This window comes from Eubacterium sp. AM05-23 (assembly GCF_003477535.1).
GTDB classification, from domain to species: domain Bacteria; phylum Bacillota; class Clostridia; order Eubacteriales; family Eubacteriaceae; genus Eubacterium; species Eubacterium maltosivorans.
The window spans coordinates 63,060-78,216 of the sequence record NZ_QUDF01000010.1 but is presented as its reverse complement, the minus strand read 5'-3'; the positions used below and the strand labels follow the sequence as shown (position 1 = coordinate 78,216).

Here is a 15,157-nt window from a genome sequence, read left to right as displayed (position 1 = left end):
GAAGGAGGGACACACATGAATAATCAAACGCAGAATCAAATGCAAAACAGCATGAACGTCCGTCAGCAGGCAGCGCCCCAGGCTGAGGAAAAACAGCAAAAGGAAAGCCGTCTCAGCCGGTTTTATGCGTGGGCAAAGCCCTACTCAGGCAGGATTATCTGGATTCTCGCGGGAATCATCACCGCCGTTCTGTTTTTGACCATCGGGTTTTGGCGTACCATCCTGATCGTCATTTTAGCATTGATCGGGTATGCCATCGGTGTATATAAAGATAACCCCATGCGGTTTATGCGCTGGCTGAACATTCTTAAACGGTTCAGCTGATAAAGATGCCAATAGCCGTCTTCAAAAGAGGGCGGTTGATATAGATTAAAATAAAAATTATAAATGAATGAAAGGTGGTTTTAATTATGGCAGCAGAAGCAACAATGCACACAATGAACAATAATCAGCAAAAGGGAGGTAACACTCAGCAGCAGAACATGCAGCAGAAAACCTCATTAACCTATGACGATAAAGTCGTCAAGAAGATCGCAGGCCTGGTCGCCCAGGATGTCCCTGGTATTTTGGCCATGAGCGGCGGCTTGATCAGTAATATCACTGAAAAGATTACCGACAACGAAAATGTAACAAAAGGAATCGGCGCGGAAGTCGGCAAAAAACAGGTAGCTCTGGATTTAGACGTTATCTGTGAATACAACCGCAATATCCCACAGATTTTCAAGGATACGATTGATAAAGTCACCAAAACCGTTAAGGATATGACGGGATTGGACGTCATCGAAATCAATATGCACGTGGACGATGTTATGACCAAAAAAGAATACGAAGAACAGCAGAATAACAACAATAATAACTCCCGCGTCGACAATGACAATAATAACAACGGCGGCTTCATGGGTATGGGCGGTAACAGCCGCGTACAGTAACCCCTTAGATAAAAAACACCCGGATCTTAATGCTCCGGGTGTTTTTGCGTTGGCAGCAGGTTATATTTTTTCTGAAACGCTGAAAGGGGAATGGGCTTTGAAAAGTAATAGCCCTGCCCTACGGCGCAATGGATGGTTTTTAAGAATTCGGCGTGCTCCAGGGTTTCGACGCCCTCGCAGACCACAACCATGTTCAGGGAATGGGCCATTTCCACCACGGATTTGATGATGGCGTAAGCCTTCTCAACCCGGATACTCTCCTGCAAAAAGATCCGGTCAATCTTCAGGACGTCAATGGGCAGCTCGCGCAGCAGGTTCAGGGAGGAATACCCTGAGCCAAAGTCATCCATGGAGATGCTGAACCCATAGCTCCGCAGCTGGGAAAGAATCTGCTCAACCGTGTTGGCGTCAAAGATAAAGACATTTTCTGTGATTTCGATCTCGAGGTATTTCGGCGGGACCCCATACCGCTCTGCCATCTGCACAAAGCGCTTGATAAAGTCATTCTGGAAGAGCGTGACCCTGGAGACATTGACCGACAGCACCACAGTGCGCTCAGGCGAGATCTCCAGCGACTGCTTTAATATCCGGCAGGTGGCCTCCAGCACGTAAAAGTCCAGCTCTACGATGAACCCGTTTTTCTCAAACAGAGGGATAAACTCATCTGGCGGCAGGAAGCCAAAGGGTTCGGAGTTCCAGCGGATAAGGACCTCGGCCCCGGTAACCTCAGACTGCTCAAGATTGACTTTGGACTGGAGATAAATCTGAAATTCCTTTTCGGAAAGCCCCTGGCGCATCCAGCGGGTCATTTTATTTTCGTTATTAATTTTGTCGAGCAGGTGTTTGTCATAATAGGCGACGGTGCGCTGGCTGCTGCGGCCCTCCTTCAGCGCTGCGCTGGCCTTGCTGAGGCAGGAGGCGATAGACTCGTCCGGGTCGGGAATGGTATAAACGCCGTAGCTGCACGTTAAAATATCCGAGAGGTTTAAATCCCGCTCACTTTCGATGGAGTCGAGGATCGCGGTCTGGAGGTTCTCGATGACGTGATCGCGCTTTTTAAGCAGAATGGCGAAGTGGTCGGCGTGCAGATGGGCGCAGATTTCATTGTTGTTGCAGAACCGTTTCAGCGTGGCGGAGAAGGCCAGCAGGAGCTTGTCGCCGGCGTTGTAGCCATAGGAGTCATTGACAAATTTAAAATTATTCAGGTTGAGGTACACCATCAGGTAAACGCCCGGCGGCGAAGCCCTGAGCTTTTCGGCGGCGCTGATCTCAAAGGCGGCCTGGTTGGGGAGGGCGGTCAGGTGGTCGGTGTAGAATACCCGCTCCAGCTCCTGCTGGTTCCGCCGCTCCAGGGTATACATGATCAGCGAAACCGCGAGGATCATGACAACGCTCAGGATAATACTGTTCCGCAGCTCGTTTTCTGCCCGGTACTGGGCGGCGTAGACCATTTGGTTGGCCAAATTAAAGTGTTCCTCGCTCAGGTCCAGAAAATGCTCACGTATCTCTATGGTAGAGGACGTTCTCAGGACTGGAATTTCCGTCTTGATCTCCTCCCATTTAGCCTTGACTGCGGCCAGGTTATCCTGGTAGTCGACTGAGTCATGAGAAGTGTAAAGGTGCCTGTTTTCGGTGGCCTCAAGCTTGCGGATCAGTTCGTCCAGATAGGCGATCAGCTCATCGTTGGGCTCTCCGCTCAGCTCCAGCTTGGCAGACCGCTGGGTACCGCCGCGCACAATGCCGGCGTCATTGATGATATTGGCGTAGCCCTGCATTTGGATGAGTGAAAACAGTAAAAACCCCATGACAAAGATGCAGATTAAGATAAAAATATAGGTATTTTTTTGTTTGCGCATAAGCTCCGGTGCTTTTCGGAACCGCGACGAAAAACACCTCTACCCCTTTGCCAGTGTTGATTATGTATTCAATACGATTCTAAAGTATATAAAATAATTATACATCAAATTGTTATCCATTTCAAGAATTAACACTTATTCAAATAATATTTAGTTGTCGGTGTGATCGGGATCAATAAAAACCTCCCGGCATAAAACGGGGAGGTTCCTTGATTTTTATGTGTTTATGCCGCGGAGATCGCTGAATTTTGAAATTTCCTGTAAGAACTCGAAATCATAGCCGATGTATTCGTCCGCTAATTTTAGTACAATTTGGAAAAATAGTCCATAAAAATATCAAAAAATCTAATTATCTTTATAAATTCCAAGGAAATGGAAGCCCTCTGTTTTGGAAATTACTTCCTCCATGACCGCGTCGAGGGGAGTCCTGTCGATGTTTCCGATAAAGTCAATGAAAAAGAGGTATTCCCAGTTGTGGTCGCGGATGGGGCGCGATTCGATTTTGCACAGGTTCAGGGCATTGGCGTCAAAGACTGAGAGCGCCTGAAACAGGGAGCCGGCCACGTGGGGCAGGTGAAAGGCGATGCTGATTTTATTGCAGTCGGGACAGAGCTCCATACGGCTGGCGACGATCACAAAGCGTGTGACATTGGTCTCGGAAAGATTAATGTCCTCCGCCAGAATGCTGAGGCCGTGGATGGCGGCAGCCCGGCGGCTGGCAATGGCGGCAAAGGCCGGATTGGCACTCTTGGCCACATGCTCGGCGGCCACCGCAGTGTTGTAGTAGGTCAGGCACTTCCAATCCGGGTAGGCGGCGAGGAACTCACCAGACTGCTCAAAGCCCTGGGCGTGGGAGTACACCTCGCGGATATCCGCGAGGCGGCTGCCGGGAACGCCCAGCAGGCAGTGCTCAATTTTGACCTTGGTCTCCCCGACAATGTAGCAGTTGTACTTGGCCAGGAGGTCGTAAACTGCGGCGATGGAGCCGGTGGTGCTGTTCTCAATGGGGAGGACGCCGTAGTCTGCCCCCTGGCCTGTGATGCTTTTAAAGACATCCTCGGATAAACGGTGGGATACGCGGCGGCAGTCCTCGCCGAAAAAGTCGATGGCGGCCTGCTCGGTGTAGGACCCCAGCGTGCCAAAGTAGGCCACAGTGGGGTTTTTGACCGGCAGGCGGGTGCCTGCCATGGCGGACTGGTAGTCCCGGAGGCTTTCCTGCTGTTCGGGTGTGAGTGATAAAGGTGTCATAACAGTTTCTGGGTTAAGCGCCGAGCTTTTTGCCCATAAGCTCAGACATTGGCTTAATCTTATCGTTCATCAGGGTGTCGAACTGGTCTGGCGTTAAGGACTGTGGGCCGTCGCACAGGGCGTTGGCCGGATCGTTGTGGACCTCGATGATCAGGCCGTCAGCGCCGGCGGCCAGGGCAGCCAGAGACATGGGCTCAACCAGCTCTGCCTTGCCGCAGCCGTGGCTCGGATCCACGATCACTGGCAGGTGGGTCAGCTTTTTTAGCACAGGTACGGCTGAGATGTCCAGGGTGTTGCGGGTGGCAGTCTCAAAGGTACGGATGCCGCGCTCGCACAAAATGATGTTGTCATTGCCGCCGGCCATGATGTATTCCGCGCTCATCAGGAGCTCCTCAATGGTGTTGGCCAGCCCGCGTTTTAAGAGAATGGGCTTTTTGCTGCGGCCCAGAGCTTTGAGTAAATCGAAGTTCTGCATGTTGCGGGCGCCGACCTGGAGGATATCCACATCCGCGAAAAGGTCCAGCAGTGCGATGTTCATGATTTCGGATACGATGGGCAGCCCGGTTTCACGCTTGGCCTCCAGCATGAGCTCGATGCCGTCTGCGGCCATGCCCTGGAAAGCGTAGGGGGAGGTTCTGGGCTTGAAGGCCCCGCCGCGCAGCACTGTGGCGCCAGCGGCCTTTACACGGTTCGCCACCTCGGTAATCTGCTCCTTGCTCTCCACTGAGCAGGGGCCGGAGAAAACGTGGAAGTTGCCTTCGCCGAAGTGAATATCACCGATATTGATGATGGTGTCCTCGGCCTTGTACTTGCGGTTGGCCTTTTTGTAGGGTTCCTTGATTTTCATTAATGCTTCCATTTCGGGATCGTTGAAGGGTGTCATTTGTTTTTCCTCGTTTCTTTTATTTTTGTTTGGTGGTTAAAAATCGAAAAAGGGTCTGCCCCTGTTACCAGAGACAGACCCTTGATGATCATATAGTGAGTACAATCCGATCAGGCTATTCGCTCGTGGCAACTAAATTTTGGACACCAAAAGAAGCTAAAGCTAAAAAAGCTAAAGCTGCTAAAAAAGGTATTCATTTTTTTAACATTGTTTAAAGATGTTAAAATTGCCATGAGATGACTCCTGTTTACAAATTGATTGGGTTAATTGTACGCCACCCGTAAAACATTGTCAAGTTTATTTTTTTGTGCAATGCTAATAACCGCACGCTTCACCGATCAAAATAACCTTGATGCGCCCTGGAATCGGGTTATTCCGGGTGATGACGATATTGCTGCAAATGCAGTCCGCGCTGTGGCAGTCGCCGCAGACGCCGGTGCTCAGGCAGGGGGTCTGGCGGTTCAGGCGCACGCAGTTGATGGGGGCCGCCTCGTTGCGGGCGCGGTCGACTGCGCTCTCAAGACTGCCGGCCACCTTGTTCATCCCGGCCAGCACAATGACCTGGTCCGGCCCGTAGGCCAGCAGCGCGATCCGGTTGCCGAAGCCATCGATGTTGACGAGCTCGCCGTCACGGCTGATGGCGTTGGCGCTCATGAGAAAGGTATGGGCCATCATGCCTTTTGCAATGGCCTCGCGCTTTTCCTCGGGCGTGGTGGCGATGCTGCGGTCGATGTAGTTGTAAACGCCCTGCTTGACAGCGTCCACCAGGCCGATTTCCTCGATGGTCATGCAGCCGCCGTGTGTCACCGACGCTCCGTCAGGGATGAGGGAGAGCGCCAGGGCCAGAGCTTCCTTCTTAGTCGTGCAGTAGTGGGCTTCAAAATGGCGCTTTTCCATTTTGGCGATCAGCGTTTTAGCCAGTGCCGCGTAGTGGTCGGTATGAAATGACATAATAATACCTCCTGTTGTTAAAAAAGTATACCTATTTCTATTATACTCCCTAAACACAAGAAATGATAGTAAAAAATAGAATATTTTCATGTATTTATAGCACAATAGACAAGTGGCATTAAAAGGTAAAAGTTGATTTTTAAAAGGTAAAATGTTATGATACTATAAAAGGTGGTTATTATGAAAAAGGAACGTTCACACAAACTTTTGATCGTAGCGGTGGTTTTGATTCTGTCTCTGTCCATAACGGCCGGAATTGTGGCGTGGAGTGCTAAAAACCAACGGGATCGGAATATTGAGCATGCGGGGTATATTTTGGAGAGCGAGGCTAACAAAATCCAATACTCGATTGATTCACGGCTGATGAAGCTGGAAATTCTGGAGATGATGGTCTTGGATCATAACGGCGGGACAGCCAGTTTCGAGAACATCGCTGGCCGTCTGTACGAAGGAGATCCTTCACTAAGAAGCTTTCAACTGGCTCCGGGCGGCAACGTGACGCATGTGTACCCTGTGGAAGGAAATGAGGAGGCTTACGGCGATATCTTCAGTGACCCGGATCGCCGGGAGGAGGCAGAGTACGCCCGGAATACCGGTAACATGACGCTGGCCGGCCCCTTCGAGCTGTATCAGGGTGGCCTGGGTGTTGTGGTGAGACGACCCATTTACCTTGAAGCGGAAGATGGTGGGAAGAAATTTTGGGGTTTTGCCATCGCAGTGATGGACGTCCCCGAAATCTTTGACAAAGCTGATCTTGGAGAGTTATCCAGGGAGGGCTATCTGTACCAGATTACCCGGTTGACGGAAGACGGGGAGAATCAGATTATCGTGGAAAATGGGAAGGCCATGCCCAGTGATGCCGTCGAGTCTGATATTCAGGTGCCAGGTAGTGTCTGGACGCTGAGTATCGTCCCTGAGAAGGGCTGGCTGCCCTGGCGGGATGTTTTTGTCATGGGAGGCCTCGGGCTGGTGATCAATCTGCTGATCGCCCTGACGGCTTATTATTTCATCACCGCTGAAGGACAGAAAAAAACGTTGAAACACCTGGCTAACACCGATCCACTCACCGGCCTCTATAATGAACGCTTTCTGGGCAATGCGCTTAAAAAGCTGGGGGCAGAAAGAGAACCTTTTGGTCTCCTGTTTCTGGATCTGAATAAGTTTAAAGACATTAACGATACCCACGGCCATGATATTGGCGATAAGGTACTGACCTCGACGGCACAGAGGATTCAGGGATGCCTGAGTGGTGACGACATGGTATTCCGCGTCGGCGGCGATGAATTTTCAGCCATCATCATTGGCGAGCACAGCGCGGCGTTTTATCAGACGTTGCTCAGGCAGATTCAGAAGGCCATTGAGCAGCCTCTGGACATCGACGGGATGACCTTGTGTTTTGGTATCAGCTGCGGATGGGCCAGATATCCCGAGGACTGCCAGGATATCGAGCGGCTGCTCAAGGCCGCTGATCAGAAAATGTACGAGCAGAAACACCGGCTGTAAAGAGGATCCTGCGAAAAGCAGCTTTTCCAAAATCCAAGGATACTTGGAGGATTTTGTGGTATAATGATTAGACCGAAATTCCGACAGTTGCTCGGAACAAAAAATGGAGGCAAGTCACCATGACAACTGCGAAAGAACTGTTCAAACCCCGCTACAGCGGAATTATCTTTGATTTAGACGGTACCCTGATTAACTCCCTCGAAGACCTGATCGACGCCTGCAACCAGGTAATGCTGCACTATGGACTGGAGCTGAAAAGCTACCAGGAGGGTAAAAAACTCATTGGCCGCGGCCTGAAAAACCTGATCAAACGCGCTGTGACCCCGGAAATGGCAAAGGACGAAGCCCTGGTAGATGAAGCTGTGGCCTTGATGAAGGCCGAATACGCCAAACGTTACACGCACAAAACCGTGGCTTACGACGGCATCAAGGATTTACTGCGCTACCTGCATGTGCACAAGATCCCCTTTGCTGTGTGCACCAACAAGCCCGACGGTGCGGCCAAGACCATTGTGGACGCTCTGTTTGACATCGGCGAATTTGTGGATGTGGTAGGGCAGAACGACAACAAGCCCAGAAAGCCAGACCCCACCCAGACTCTGGAAGTCGCGGCTAAAATGGGCGTAGCCCCCAAGGACTGCATCTATATGGGGGACAGCTCTGTGGATTACGAGACCGCAAAAAACGCGGGTATGCTTCCAGTGCTCTGCACCTGGGGCTTCACCGACCCCGAAAAGCTCATGCAGTATGACGACGCTATCTGGATCAAGAATCCTCTGCGCGCCATCGACGCCCTGAAATACGGCGACCAGATGTATGAGATTTTTAATGAGAAGAAGCAGGACGAACTGAAGGAAGAAGAATAGGAATGAGGACAGGAACCCACTGCGGCGGGTTCTTTTTTTATGCCCGGAGAAAGGCGCAGAACCTTAAGGACACAGGAAAGGAAGTGTGCTGCAGGCGGAAATATGCTATAATACAGTGATATGGAAAACTGGTTTGTGAGAAAAATGAAATTTTGTTCAAGTTTATTTTCAAATAGAGGCTTTAAAAACAAATCAAAAAGATAAAACAATTAAAGCAATGTAATTCTTCGGTCAAGAATGAACAGATTCTCATATATACTTAATATATAATATTTTTTCAAAATAATTCTGATATACTATATATAGTTACTATTAACGTATAAAACATCTATATATTGATAAAAGTATAAAAAAATAAAGTTTTTAACAATGAAAACAGGGGCATGGGAAGCGCTGGACACGTTTTCTGCTATTGCTTTTTGAATTGGAACGCTATATAATGGGGTTGAACAAATGATTATAAAACTTTGAATTCAAAATTATGTTCAATTCATGTTCAGGATTCCGAGCGCTCAGAGAAATTTCAGTAAGGAGTAAAAGCATATGGCAGATAACGTGTCTTTTAAAGGTGTAATGACGGAACTGATCACGCCATTTACAGAAGACGGACAGGTAGATTACCCTCTGTTAAGGGGTGAGGTGGCGTATCAGCTTCAAAACGGCATAAAAGCGCTGTTTACCAACGGGATCGCCAGCGAGTCCCTGTCACTCACGGCAGAGGAGCTGGTTGAGACCACCAGGGCAGTTGCAGAGGCGGCCGGGGGCCGGGCGATGGTAATGGGGAACATTGCCTGCCAGACGCTTCCGGAGGCCATGCAGGTCTTAAGGGGGTATGAGGCAGCCGGTGTGGACGCGGTCTGTATCCAGCAGCCCTGCGTTTACAGTATTCCCCAGGAGGATCTGGTGGCCTACTTTGACGCCATCGCTTCGGCGACAGCCCTTCCGGTGGGGATTTACAACGCGCCGCAGACAGGGAACACGCTGTCGCCGGCGTCGGTGGCGGCCATCTTCAGGCATAATGACAATATGCGGTTCTACAAGGAAAGCACCATCGATTTTGTGCACATTCAGAACACCATGCGCCTCATCGGCCCGGACCGCCCCATGGAATTTTTAAACGGCAGCGACGCGACCACCTTTTCGGTGATGCAGCTCGGCGGGGCCGGCGTGGTATCCCTGATATCCGCAGTCTTTCCAAAGGCTGTCCTGAAGCTGACAGACGCCATGGAGGCAGGGGACACCGGGGGAGCCCGCGCGGCGCAGAATGAAATTCTGCTCATCCGGGAAGCCCTGAAGACCGGGCCCTTTGTGGCAGGCTACAAGTACGCAGCCGGGCTGATGGGGGTGCCGCTGGGGTATATGCGCAAGCCGCTGGCAGAGCTGAGCGAAGACGAAAAAGAAAAGATCAGAACCAGTCTGGAAAAGCTTCAGCTGGTCTGAGTGACCGATTAGAATAACGAAACGAGGTTATAGTATGGATAAAAAACAATTAGCCGGTATGATGGACCACACGCTGCTCAAGGCTGTGGCCACACCGGAGCAGATCGCGAAAATTTGTGAGGAAGCCAGGGAAATCGGCGCAGCGTCTGTCTGCGTTAATCCCTGCAATGTAAGACAGGCGGCAGAGCTGTTAAAGGGATCAGAGGTGAAGGTATGCACGGTTATCGGGTTTCCGCTGGGGGCCAACACGCCGGCCACCAAAGCCTTTGAGACAAAGGACGCCATCGCGGGCGGCGCCCAGGAGGTGGACATGGTTATCAATGTCGGCGCCCTGAAGGCAGGAGACCAGGATACCGTGTACAGAGATATCAAGGCCGTTGTGGATGCAGCGGACGGCACCCTGGTCAAGGTGATCATTGAGACCTGCTACCTGACCGACGCGGAAAAAATTACTGCCTGCCAGATGGCCGCAAAGGCGGGGGCCGATTTTGTCAAGACCTCCACAGGCTTTGGCACCGGCGGCGCCAATCCGCACGATGTAGCGCTGATGAAGGCCAATATTCCGGACACCATGCAGGTAAAAGCATCTGGGGGGATGCATGTATGGGAAGACGCTAAGGCCAATATCGAAGCCGGCGCCGACCGTCTGGGCGTATCCGCCAGTCTGGCGATACTCGACAGCTTTGATGAATAGCATGATTTAAGGGGACCATTTGAGAGGAGATATATGATGAATCATCAAAAGAATACCATGTCCGAAAAACCGGTCATCGCCGTCACCGGCGGCGGCCAGGGGATAGGACGGGCCATTTTGCTCTACTTTACCGAACGCGGCTACAATGCCGCTGTGCTGGATATGAATCTGGAAACAGCCGCTGCTGTGGCTGAGGAATGTCAGGCCAGGGGCGCTGACGCCATCGCGGTCGAGTGCAATGTCACAGACTCTGCGAGCGTCAATGCCGCCTATGAAAAAATCAGCGGTTACTTTGGCGGGCGCCTGGACGTCCAGGTCAACAACGCCGGCGTTTTCCGCAGAGAGCGCGTCGAGGACGCAACCGACGACGTGACCGACCTGCTCATCGACGTGAACCTCCGGGGGCCGGTATACACCAGCCGGGCAGCCATTAAAATCATGAAGGAGCAGGGACACGGCAGCATCATCAACGCCCACTCCATTCTGGGGCAGTTCCCGGATTTCGGGCTTGGGGTTTACAGCGCCACCAAGGCTGGGCTCTTTGCCCTGACCCGTGTGCTGGCAGCGGAGTGCGCGCCCTACGGCATCCGTGTGAACGGCTACGCGCCGTCCGTCACCGATACGCCCATGGTGCACCACATCATTGAGGAACGCCCTGAGGCTAAGCTGGACCAGATCCCCATGCGCGAATTCGGCACGCCGGACCAGATCGCCAAGATCTGCTGGTTCTTCGCGTCGGACCTCTGCGAGTACACCACCGGGATCAATGTGCCCTGCGACGGCGGTACCTGGGATGTCCAGAGACCGTTCATGGCCTGGAAGGCAGCTGGAAAGCTTTAAGCGGAATGTGATTTTACAGGAGAGAGATAGGAGAGTAATACAATGAAAACTGGTTATATCATTGGAATTGATTCGGGGACATCTATGGTAAAGGCCGCTTTGTTTGATATGCAGGGGAATGAAATCTGCGTCGCCTCACGGTCGACCCCTGTGGAAGAACCGTACTTTGGCTGGTCGGAATTCGACATGGACGTGGACTGGAAGGAGGTCGCCGGCGTTATCAGCGACCTCATGGGAAAATGCGGCGTGGACAAGAAGGAAGTGCTGGCCATCGGGCTCGGCGGAAAGGGTGTGGGCGTCTGCTTCCTGGATAAGGACAACCGTCCTGCCCGCAAGGGGATTCTCTGGAACGACGCCCGCTGCGCCGGCATGACCCGGGAATGGATCGAGAGCGGCAAGATGGAGCAGATTTTTGGCGCGACTGCCAACTGGCTGATGACCGGCGATGTAGGCATCCTGCTGCCCTGGATGAAGGCGCATGAGCCCGAGGTGCTGGAACGGACAGCCCACTTCTGCCTGAATACCAACTGGATGTGCTACAACCTGACCGGCGAATTCGGCTCAAACGCTACCGATTTTTACTCCCAGATCGATGAGACCCGCACCTACAGCGACAAAGTAATGGAGATTGAGGGGATCCTCGACCTGAAGGACAAATTCCTGCCGCTGCAGGAGCCCTGGGAAATCTGCGGCCATGTCACCGAAAAGGCTGCGCAGCAGACCGGGCTGGCAGCCGGCACGCCGGTGGCCTCTATTGGCTGGGATGTTGTCTGCTGCAGCGCCGGCGTTGGCGCGGTGGACGACGGACAGGCCAATATTATTCTGGGAACCTCTGGCGTCATCATGCTGACCATGCCGAAGTTTGCCCACTCACCCATGCTGGGCTGCCAGACCATCCACAACATACCGGGTAAATGGCAGCAGCTCATCGCGCCGCTGACCGGCACGCCGAACAGCGACTGGTTTGTGAACAACTTTACCTGCGCGGATAAGCTGCAGGCCGAAAAGGAAGGCCGCAGCGTCTACGCCCTCTTTGACGAGGTGATTGACAAGGTGAACCCGGGCTGTGACGGCACCATCTACCATCCTTATATGAACGCGGCGGGAGAACGCGCGCCCTTTACCAATACCAACGCCCGGGGCAACTTCTTCGGGCTGAACCTCCACAGCGACCGCCACGTCATGCAGCGCGCTGTGTACGAAGGCATGGCCTTCGCCAACAAGCACTGTCTGGACGCTTACACCTATCCGGTGAGTGATATCCGCCTGTCCGGCGGCGGCTCCAAGAGCCCTGTGTGGTGCCAGATTTTCGCGGACATCTGCAACGCGCCCATCAGCCTGCCCGGCGGCACCGAGTTCGGCGCCAAGGGCGTGGCCTGGAACGCGGCACTGGCAGCCGGCTACTTCGGCAGCTGGCAGGAAGCCTCTGAGGCCTTCTGCAAGGTGGAACGCGTCTACGAGCCCATCGCGAAGAACGTAAGCATCTACGCCGACCTGTACGAGGTCTACAAGGCGATCCCTTACGCGCTGTTCCCGGCCTGGGAAGCCCGGACCGAGTTCCTCAAAAAACACGGCTTCCAGGGATAATCCCGGGACCGTAACCCTCTATAACTTATAAGAGAAACCGGCTTTTCCCAAAGCCGGTTTTTTACTCAGAAAGGAGCACACAATGCATTTTCTATGTCTGGCAAGGTGCCAGCTGGGGTTTCTGCTGCGGCAGTTTGAGCTGTTTGGCCTTTCCGCCGAGCAGCAGAATGACATTTTGAGAAAGGAAGTGGCGCTGGTGAGCGGCCAGAGCATCGACATTCACGCCGGTATTTCCGGCTCGCGCATGTTTCGGCTTCTCTGTGAGGCTCTGGGAGACCCAGACCCGCTAAAGAGCGCGCGCGAGAGCCAGAACGCGCAGATGCTGGAGCTTCTGCCCGCTGTCCGGGAGGCTGTGAGAGCAGGGGAGAACCCGCTGTACTGCGCCCTGAAGGCAGCTGCCAGCGGCAATATTGTAGACGTGTCCTTTGCCGATGACTTTGACGTGGCCGGCGCCCTTGAAAAAAGTATGGCGGCGCCCTTTGCCATCGATGACTTCGGGCTTTTTACCCGGCGGCTGGCAGCGGCCAGAACCCTGACGCTGGCGGCAGACAACGCGGGGGAGATTGTGCTCGACCGCCTGCTGCTGGAGGAAGTACAGCGCTGGCGGCGTCAAAAGAGACTGCCCGGGGTCAGAGCCACTGTACTGGTAAAAGGCGGCCCCATTTACAACGATGCTCTGAGGGAGGACGCCCTGACGGCCGGGCTGGACCGCGAGGCTGAGATTCTGGACACCGGGTCCGACACGATCGGCATTCACCCCGCCTGCCTGTCGGAAAGCGCTCTCGAGAACCTGCGGGCCGCGGATATGATTATCTCAAAGGGGCTGGCGAATTACGAGAGCGATTTTGGGGCCGAAACGTTCCAGGAAAAGATTTTTTACCTGTTCCGGTCCAAGTGCGAGGTGCTTTCAGGCAAGCTGGGCATTCCGCTGGGGAGCGGCGTGCTCATGGCCCACCATAGAGAATGAGGAGGAAGAGATGCCCTACATTAAGATCAGTCTTTCTAAGAAGATAACCTGCGAGGAAAAGCAGGCGCTGGCCGCAGAAATCGCGGCCGTTATTCCACTGCTGCCAGATAAGCCCGGAGACCGGGCCATGGTTGAGATCGACGATGGCTGCGATTTGTACCGCGGCGGCCAGCCCGCCGGCTGCGCCTTTATGGAGACGCGCCTGTACCAGGAAACGCCCAAGCCCTTTTTAAAACAGTATACCGAAGCGTTGTTTGAGGTGTTTGAGCGGCGGCTCGGATACAGTAAGGCCCAAATCTATTTCAATATTTTGGAGCTGGACCACTGGGGCTCAAAGGGAACCCTGCGGTGAGTGCGCATTAAAAAAGAACGGACCTGAGAGGCCGTTCTTTTTTATTTACAGCACGCCCTCGCGCCGCGCCAGGTCAATGACCCGCTCGGCGGTCAGGGAGTCGGTGACCAGCACGTCGATCCAGCCGGATTTCAGGGCATAGTAAACCGCCCTGGCCTTTTGGCGGCCGACGATGCAGGCCAGCACACACTCGGCGTTTTTAATGGCGTCCAGGGAGACGCCGACCGTACGCTTATCCAGCTCGGGATCACAGATATTGCCGTCTTTATCAAAGAAACGGCTGCAGATACTGCCAACAGCCTCCACGTCTCTCAGCCGGGCGATGTTGTCATCATTCAGGTATCCGGCCTGATAGAGGCAGGAATCCTCGTCCGGGGTCGCGATGTTGACAAAGAGCTTGTTGCAGTCCTCCACCCGTTCCAGCAGGCTGCGGACCTTGGCGTCGTGCAGGAGGATATCGAGGATAATCGGGCTTTCCACCAGCGCCGGGCAGGGCAGGCAGAAAGCGCTCTCGGCGCCCAGCTTCTGTGACAGGTTGCTGATGATCTCGTGGGCGAAGCTGCGGCAGTTGGCATTGTCGACTGCCCCGGAGAGCTGGACCAGGGAGCAGTCCGGCAGGGAAAAGGCCGGAAATTCCTTTGAGAGCTCAAAGAGCGTCCAGCCCCAGTTCACGCCAATATGGTCGCCCGGGTCCAGAAAGGTTGGAAGAAACTGCGCGCCCAGGCGGGCGGTGAGCTGGATGGCCAGCTCCACATCGTCCTCGGGCACAGAGGCCACGCGGGCGCCCTTGAGGTGAAAAGCGGTTAAGAGCTGCTGCTCCATCTCGCTGATATCGTCGATGGCGTCGTCGATGAAAATCTTGACGATGCCGCGTTCCCGCGCTTCCGCCAGCTTTCTCGACACCTTGGGACGGGAAATGCTGAACTGGGTGGCGATTTCGGACTGAGTCCGCCCCTCTTCATAATATAGCTTGGCAATTGCCTGTAATAAGCGCTGATCTGTGTTCATTGTCCTTATCTCCAATGCGTTTTTCAAATTGAT

At 53.3% G+C, this 15,157-nt stretch carries 15 protein-coding genes; 10 read left to right on the top strand and 5 right to left on the bottom strand.

Going from position 1 to position 15,157, the window contains the following annotated elements; translation table 11 throughout:
- Window positions 1-15: 15 nt before the first annotated feature.
- Complete coding sequence (locus DW091_RS20720; RefSeq protein WP_317985603.1) at window positions 16-324, top strand: DUF2273 domain-containing protein; 309 nt, start codon at window positions 16-18, stop codon at window positions 322-324.
- 86 nt (window positions 325-410) lie between these two features.
- Window positions 411-929 carry an Asp23/Gls24 family envelope stress response protein gene (locus DW091_RS14375; protein ID WP_058695933.1) on the top strand — a complete coding sequence of 173 codons (519 nt, stop codon included), beginning with the start codon at window positions 411-413 and terminating at the stop codon, window positions 927-929.
- 26 nt (window positions 930-955) lie between these two features.
- Here the strand turns inward: DW091_RS14375 and DW091_RS14370 are convergent, their stop codons facing one another.
- The 4 genes from DW091_RS14370 to DW091_RS14355 all read right to left on the bottom strand — a co-directional run bounded on the left by DW091_RS14370 (window position 956) and on the right by DW091_RS14355 (window position 5,867).
- Window positions 956-2,785, bottom strand: coding sequence for a bifunctional diguanylate cyclase/phosphodiesterase (locus tag DW091_RS14370; RefSeq protein ID WP_118518499.1), 1,830 nt, complete (start codon window positions 2,783-2,785; stop codon window positions 956-958).
- 345 nt (window positions 2,786-3,130) lie between these two features.
- Window positions 3,131-4,033: a prephenate dehydratase gene (pheA, locus tag DW091_RS14365; protein WP_118518498.1), complete on the bottom strand. Its 903-nt coding sequence runs from the start codon at window positions 4,031-4,033 to the stop codon at window positions 3,131-3,133.
- 13 nt (window positions 4,034-4,046) lie between these two features.
- Window positions 4,047-4,916 carry a 3-deoxy-7-phosphoheptulonate synthase gene (aroF, locus tag DW091_RS14360; protein ID WP_074617401.1) on the bottom strand — a complete coding sequence of 290 codons (870 nt, stop codon included), beginning with the start codon at window positions 4,914-4,916 and terminating at the stop codon, window positions 4,047-4,049.
- Between the two features lie 315 nt (window positions 4,917-5,231).
- A complete protein-coding gene (locus tag DW091_RS14355; protein WP_058695930.1) occupies window positions 5,232-5,867 on the bottom strand; it encodes a lactate utilization protein in 636 nt (211 codons plus the stop codon).
- Window positions 5,868-6,047: 180 nt separating this feature from the next.
- Here DW091_RS14355 and DW091_RS14350 point away from each other — a divergent pair, with 180 nt between their 5' ends.
- The 8 genes from DW091_RS14350 (at window position 6,048) to DW091_RS14315 (ending at window position 14,116) form a co-directional block, all read left to right on the top strand.
- On the top strand, window positions 6,048-7,370 hold the full coding sequence (locus DW091_RS14350; RefSeq protein WP_118518497.1) for a diguanylate cyclase: 1,323 nt from the start codon (window positions 6,048-6,050) through the stop codon (window positions 7,368-7,370).
- 119 nt (window positions 7,371-7,489) lie between these two features.
- A complete protein-coding gene (locus DW091_RS14345) occupies window positions 7,490-8,236 on the top strand; it encodes an HAD-IA family hydrolase (RefSeq protein WP_058695928.1) in 747 nt (248 codons plus the stop codon).
- Window positions 8,237-8,779: 543 nt separating this feature from the next.
- Window positions 8,780-9,676 carry a dihydrodipicolinate synthase family protein gene (locus tag DW091_RS14340; protein ID WP_118518496.1) on the top strand — a complete coding sequence of 299 codons (897 nt, stop codon included), beginning with the start codon at window positions 8,780-8,782 and terminating at the stop codon, window positions 9,674-9,676.
- A 34-nt stretch (window positions 9,677-9,710) separates the two neighbouring features.
- A complete protein-coding gene (gene deoC, locus DW091_RS14335) occupies window positions 9,711-10,370 on the top strand; it encodes a deoxyribose-phosphate aldolase (RefSeq protein WP_074617404.1) in 660 nt (219 codons plus the stop codon).
- Window positions 10,371-10,403: 33 nt separating this feature from the next.
- Window positions 10,404-11,210, top strand: a complete 807-nt coding sequence (locus DW091_RS14330) for an SDR family oxidoreductase (protein WP_118518495.1) — start codon at window positions 10,404-10,406, stop codon at window positions 11,208-11,210.
- Between the two features lie 42 nt (window positions 11,211-11,252).
- On the top strand, window positions 11,253-12,797 hold the full coding sequence (locus DW091_RS14325) for an FGGY-family carbohydrate kinase (protein ID WP_058695924.1): 1,545 nt from the start codon (window positions 11,253-11,255) through the stop codon (window positions 12,795-12,797).
- Between the two features lie 82 nt (window positions 12,798-12,879).
- Entirely contained in the window at window positions 12,880-13,764 is an 885-nt protein-coding gene (locus DW091_RS14320) for an ARMT1-like domain-containing protein (RefSeq protein ID WP_118518494.1), read from the top strand.
- A 10-nt stretch (window positions 13,765-13,774) separates the two neighbouring features.
- The gene (locus DW091_RS14315; protein ID WP_058695922.1) at window positions 13,775-14,116 is read left to right on the top strand and encodes a hypothetical protein; all 342 of its coding nucleotides are present in this window, start codon (window positions 13,775-13,777) and stop codon (window positions 14,114-14,116) included.
- Between the two features lie 45 nt (window positions 14,117-14,161).
- Here the strand turns inward: DW091_RS14315 and DW091_RS14310 are convergent, their stop codons facing one another.
- The gene (locus DW091_RS14310) at window positions 14,162-15,124 is read right to left on the bottom strand and encodes a sugar-binding domain-containing protein (protein ID WP_118518493.1); all 963 of its coding nucleotides are present in this window, start codon (window positions 15,122-15,124) and stop codon (window positions 14,162-14,164) included.
- Window positions 15,125-15,157: the final 33 nt, after the last annotated feature.

Excerpts from the sequence above, each read along its gene's own strand:
- DW091_RS20720 (WP_317985603.1), top strand. The coding sequence starts at position 16 with ATGAATAATCAAACGCAGAATCAAATGCAAAACAGCATGAACGTCCGT.
- DW091_RS14375 (WP_058695933.1), top strand. The coding sequence starts at position 411 with ATGGCAGCAGAAGCAACAATGCACACAATGAACAATAATCAGCAAAAG.
- DW091_RS14370 (WP_118518499.1), bottom strand. The coding sequence starts at position 2,785 with ATGCGCAAACAAAAAAATACCTATATTTTTATCTTAATCTGCATCTTT.
- pheA (WP_118518498.1), bottom strand. The coding sequence starts at position 4,033 with ATGACACCTTTATCACTCACACCCGAACAGCAGGAAAGCCTCCGGGAC.
- aroF (WP_074617401.1), bottom strand. The coding sequence starts at position 4,916 with ATGACACCCTTCAACGATCCCGAAATGGAAGCATTAATGAAAATCAAG.
- DW091_RS14355 (WP_058695930.1), bottom strand. The coding sequence starts at position 5,867 with ATGTCATTTCATACCGACCACTACGCGGCACTGGCTAAAACGCTGATC.
- DW091_RS14350 (WP_118518497.1), top strand. The coding sequence starts at position 6,048 with ATGAAAAAGGAACGTTCACACAAACTTTTGATCGTAGCGGTGGTTTTG.
- DW091_RS14345 (WP_058695928.1), top strand. The coding sequence starts at position 7,490 with ATGACAACTGCGAAAGAACTGTTCAAACCCCGCTACAGCGGAATTATC.
- DW091_RS14340 (WP_118518496.1), top strand. The coding sequence starts at position 8,780 with ATGGCAGATAACGTGTCTTTTAAAGGTGTAATGACGGAACTGATCACG.
- deoC (WP_074617404.1), top strand. The coding sequence starts at position 9,711 with ATGGATAAAAAACAATTAGCCGGTATGATGGACCACACGCTGCTCAAG.
- DW091_RS14330 (WP_118518495.1), top strand. The coding sequence starts at position 10,404 with ATGATGAATCATCAAAAGAATACCATGTCCGAAAAACCGGTCATCGCC.
- DW091_RS14325 (WP_058695924.1), top strand. The coding sequence starts at position 11,253 with ATGAAAACTGGTTATATCATTGGAATTGATTCGGGGACATCTATGGTA.
- DW091_RS14320 (WP_118518494.1), top strand. The coding sequence starts at position 12,880 with ATGCATTTTCTATGTCTGGCAAGGTGCCAGCTGGGGTTTCTGCTGCGG.
- DW091_RS14315 (WP_058695922.1), top strand. The coding sequence starts at position 13,775 with ATGCCCTACATTAAGATCAGTCTTTCTAAGAAGATAACCTGCGAGGAA.
- DW091_RS14310 (WP_118518493.1), bottom strand. The coding sequence starts at position 15,124 with ATGAACACAGATCAGCGCTTATTACAGGCAATTGCCAAGCTATATTAT.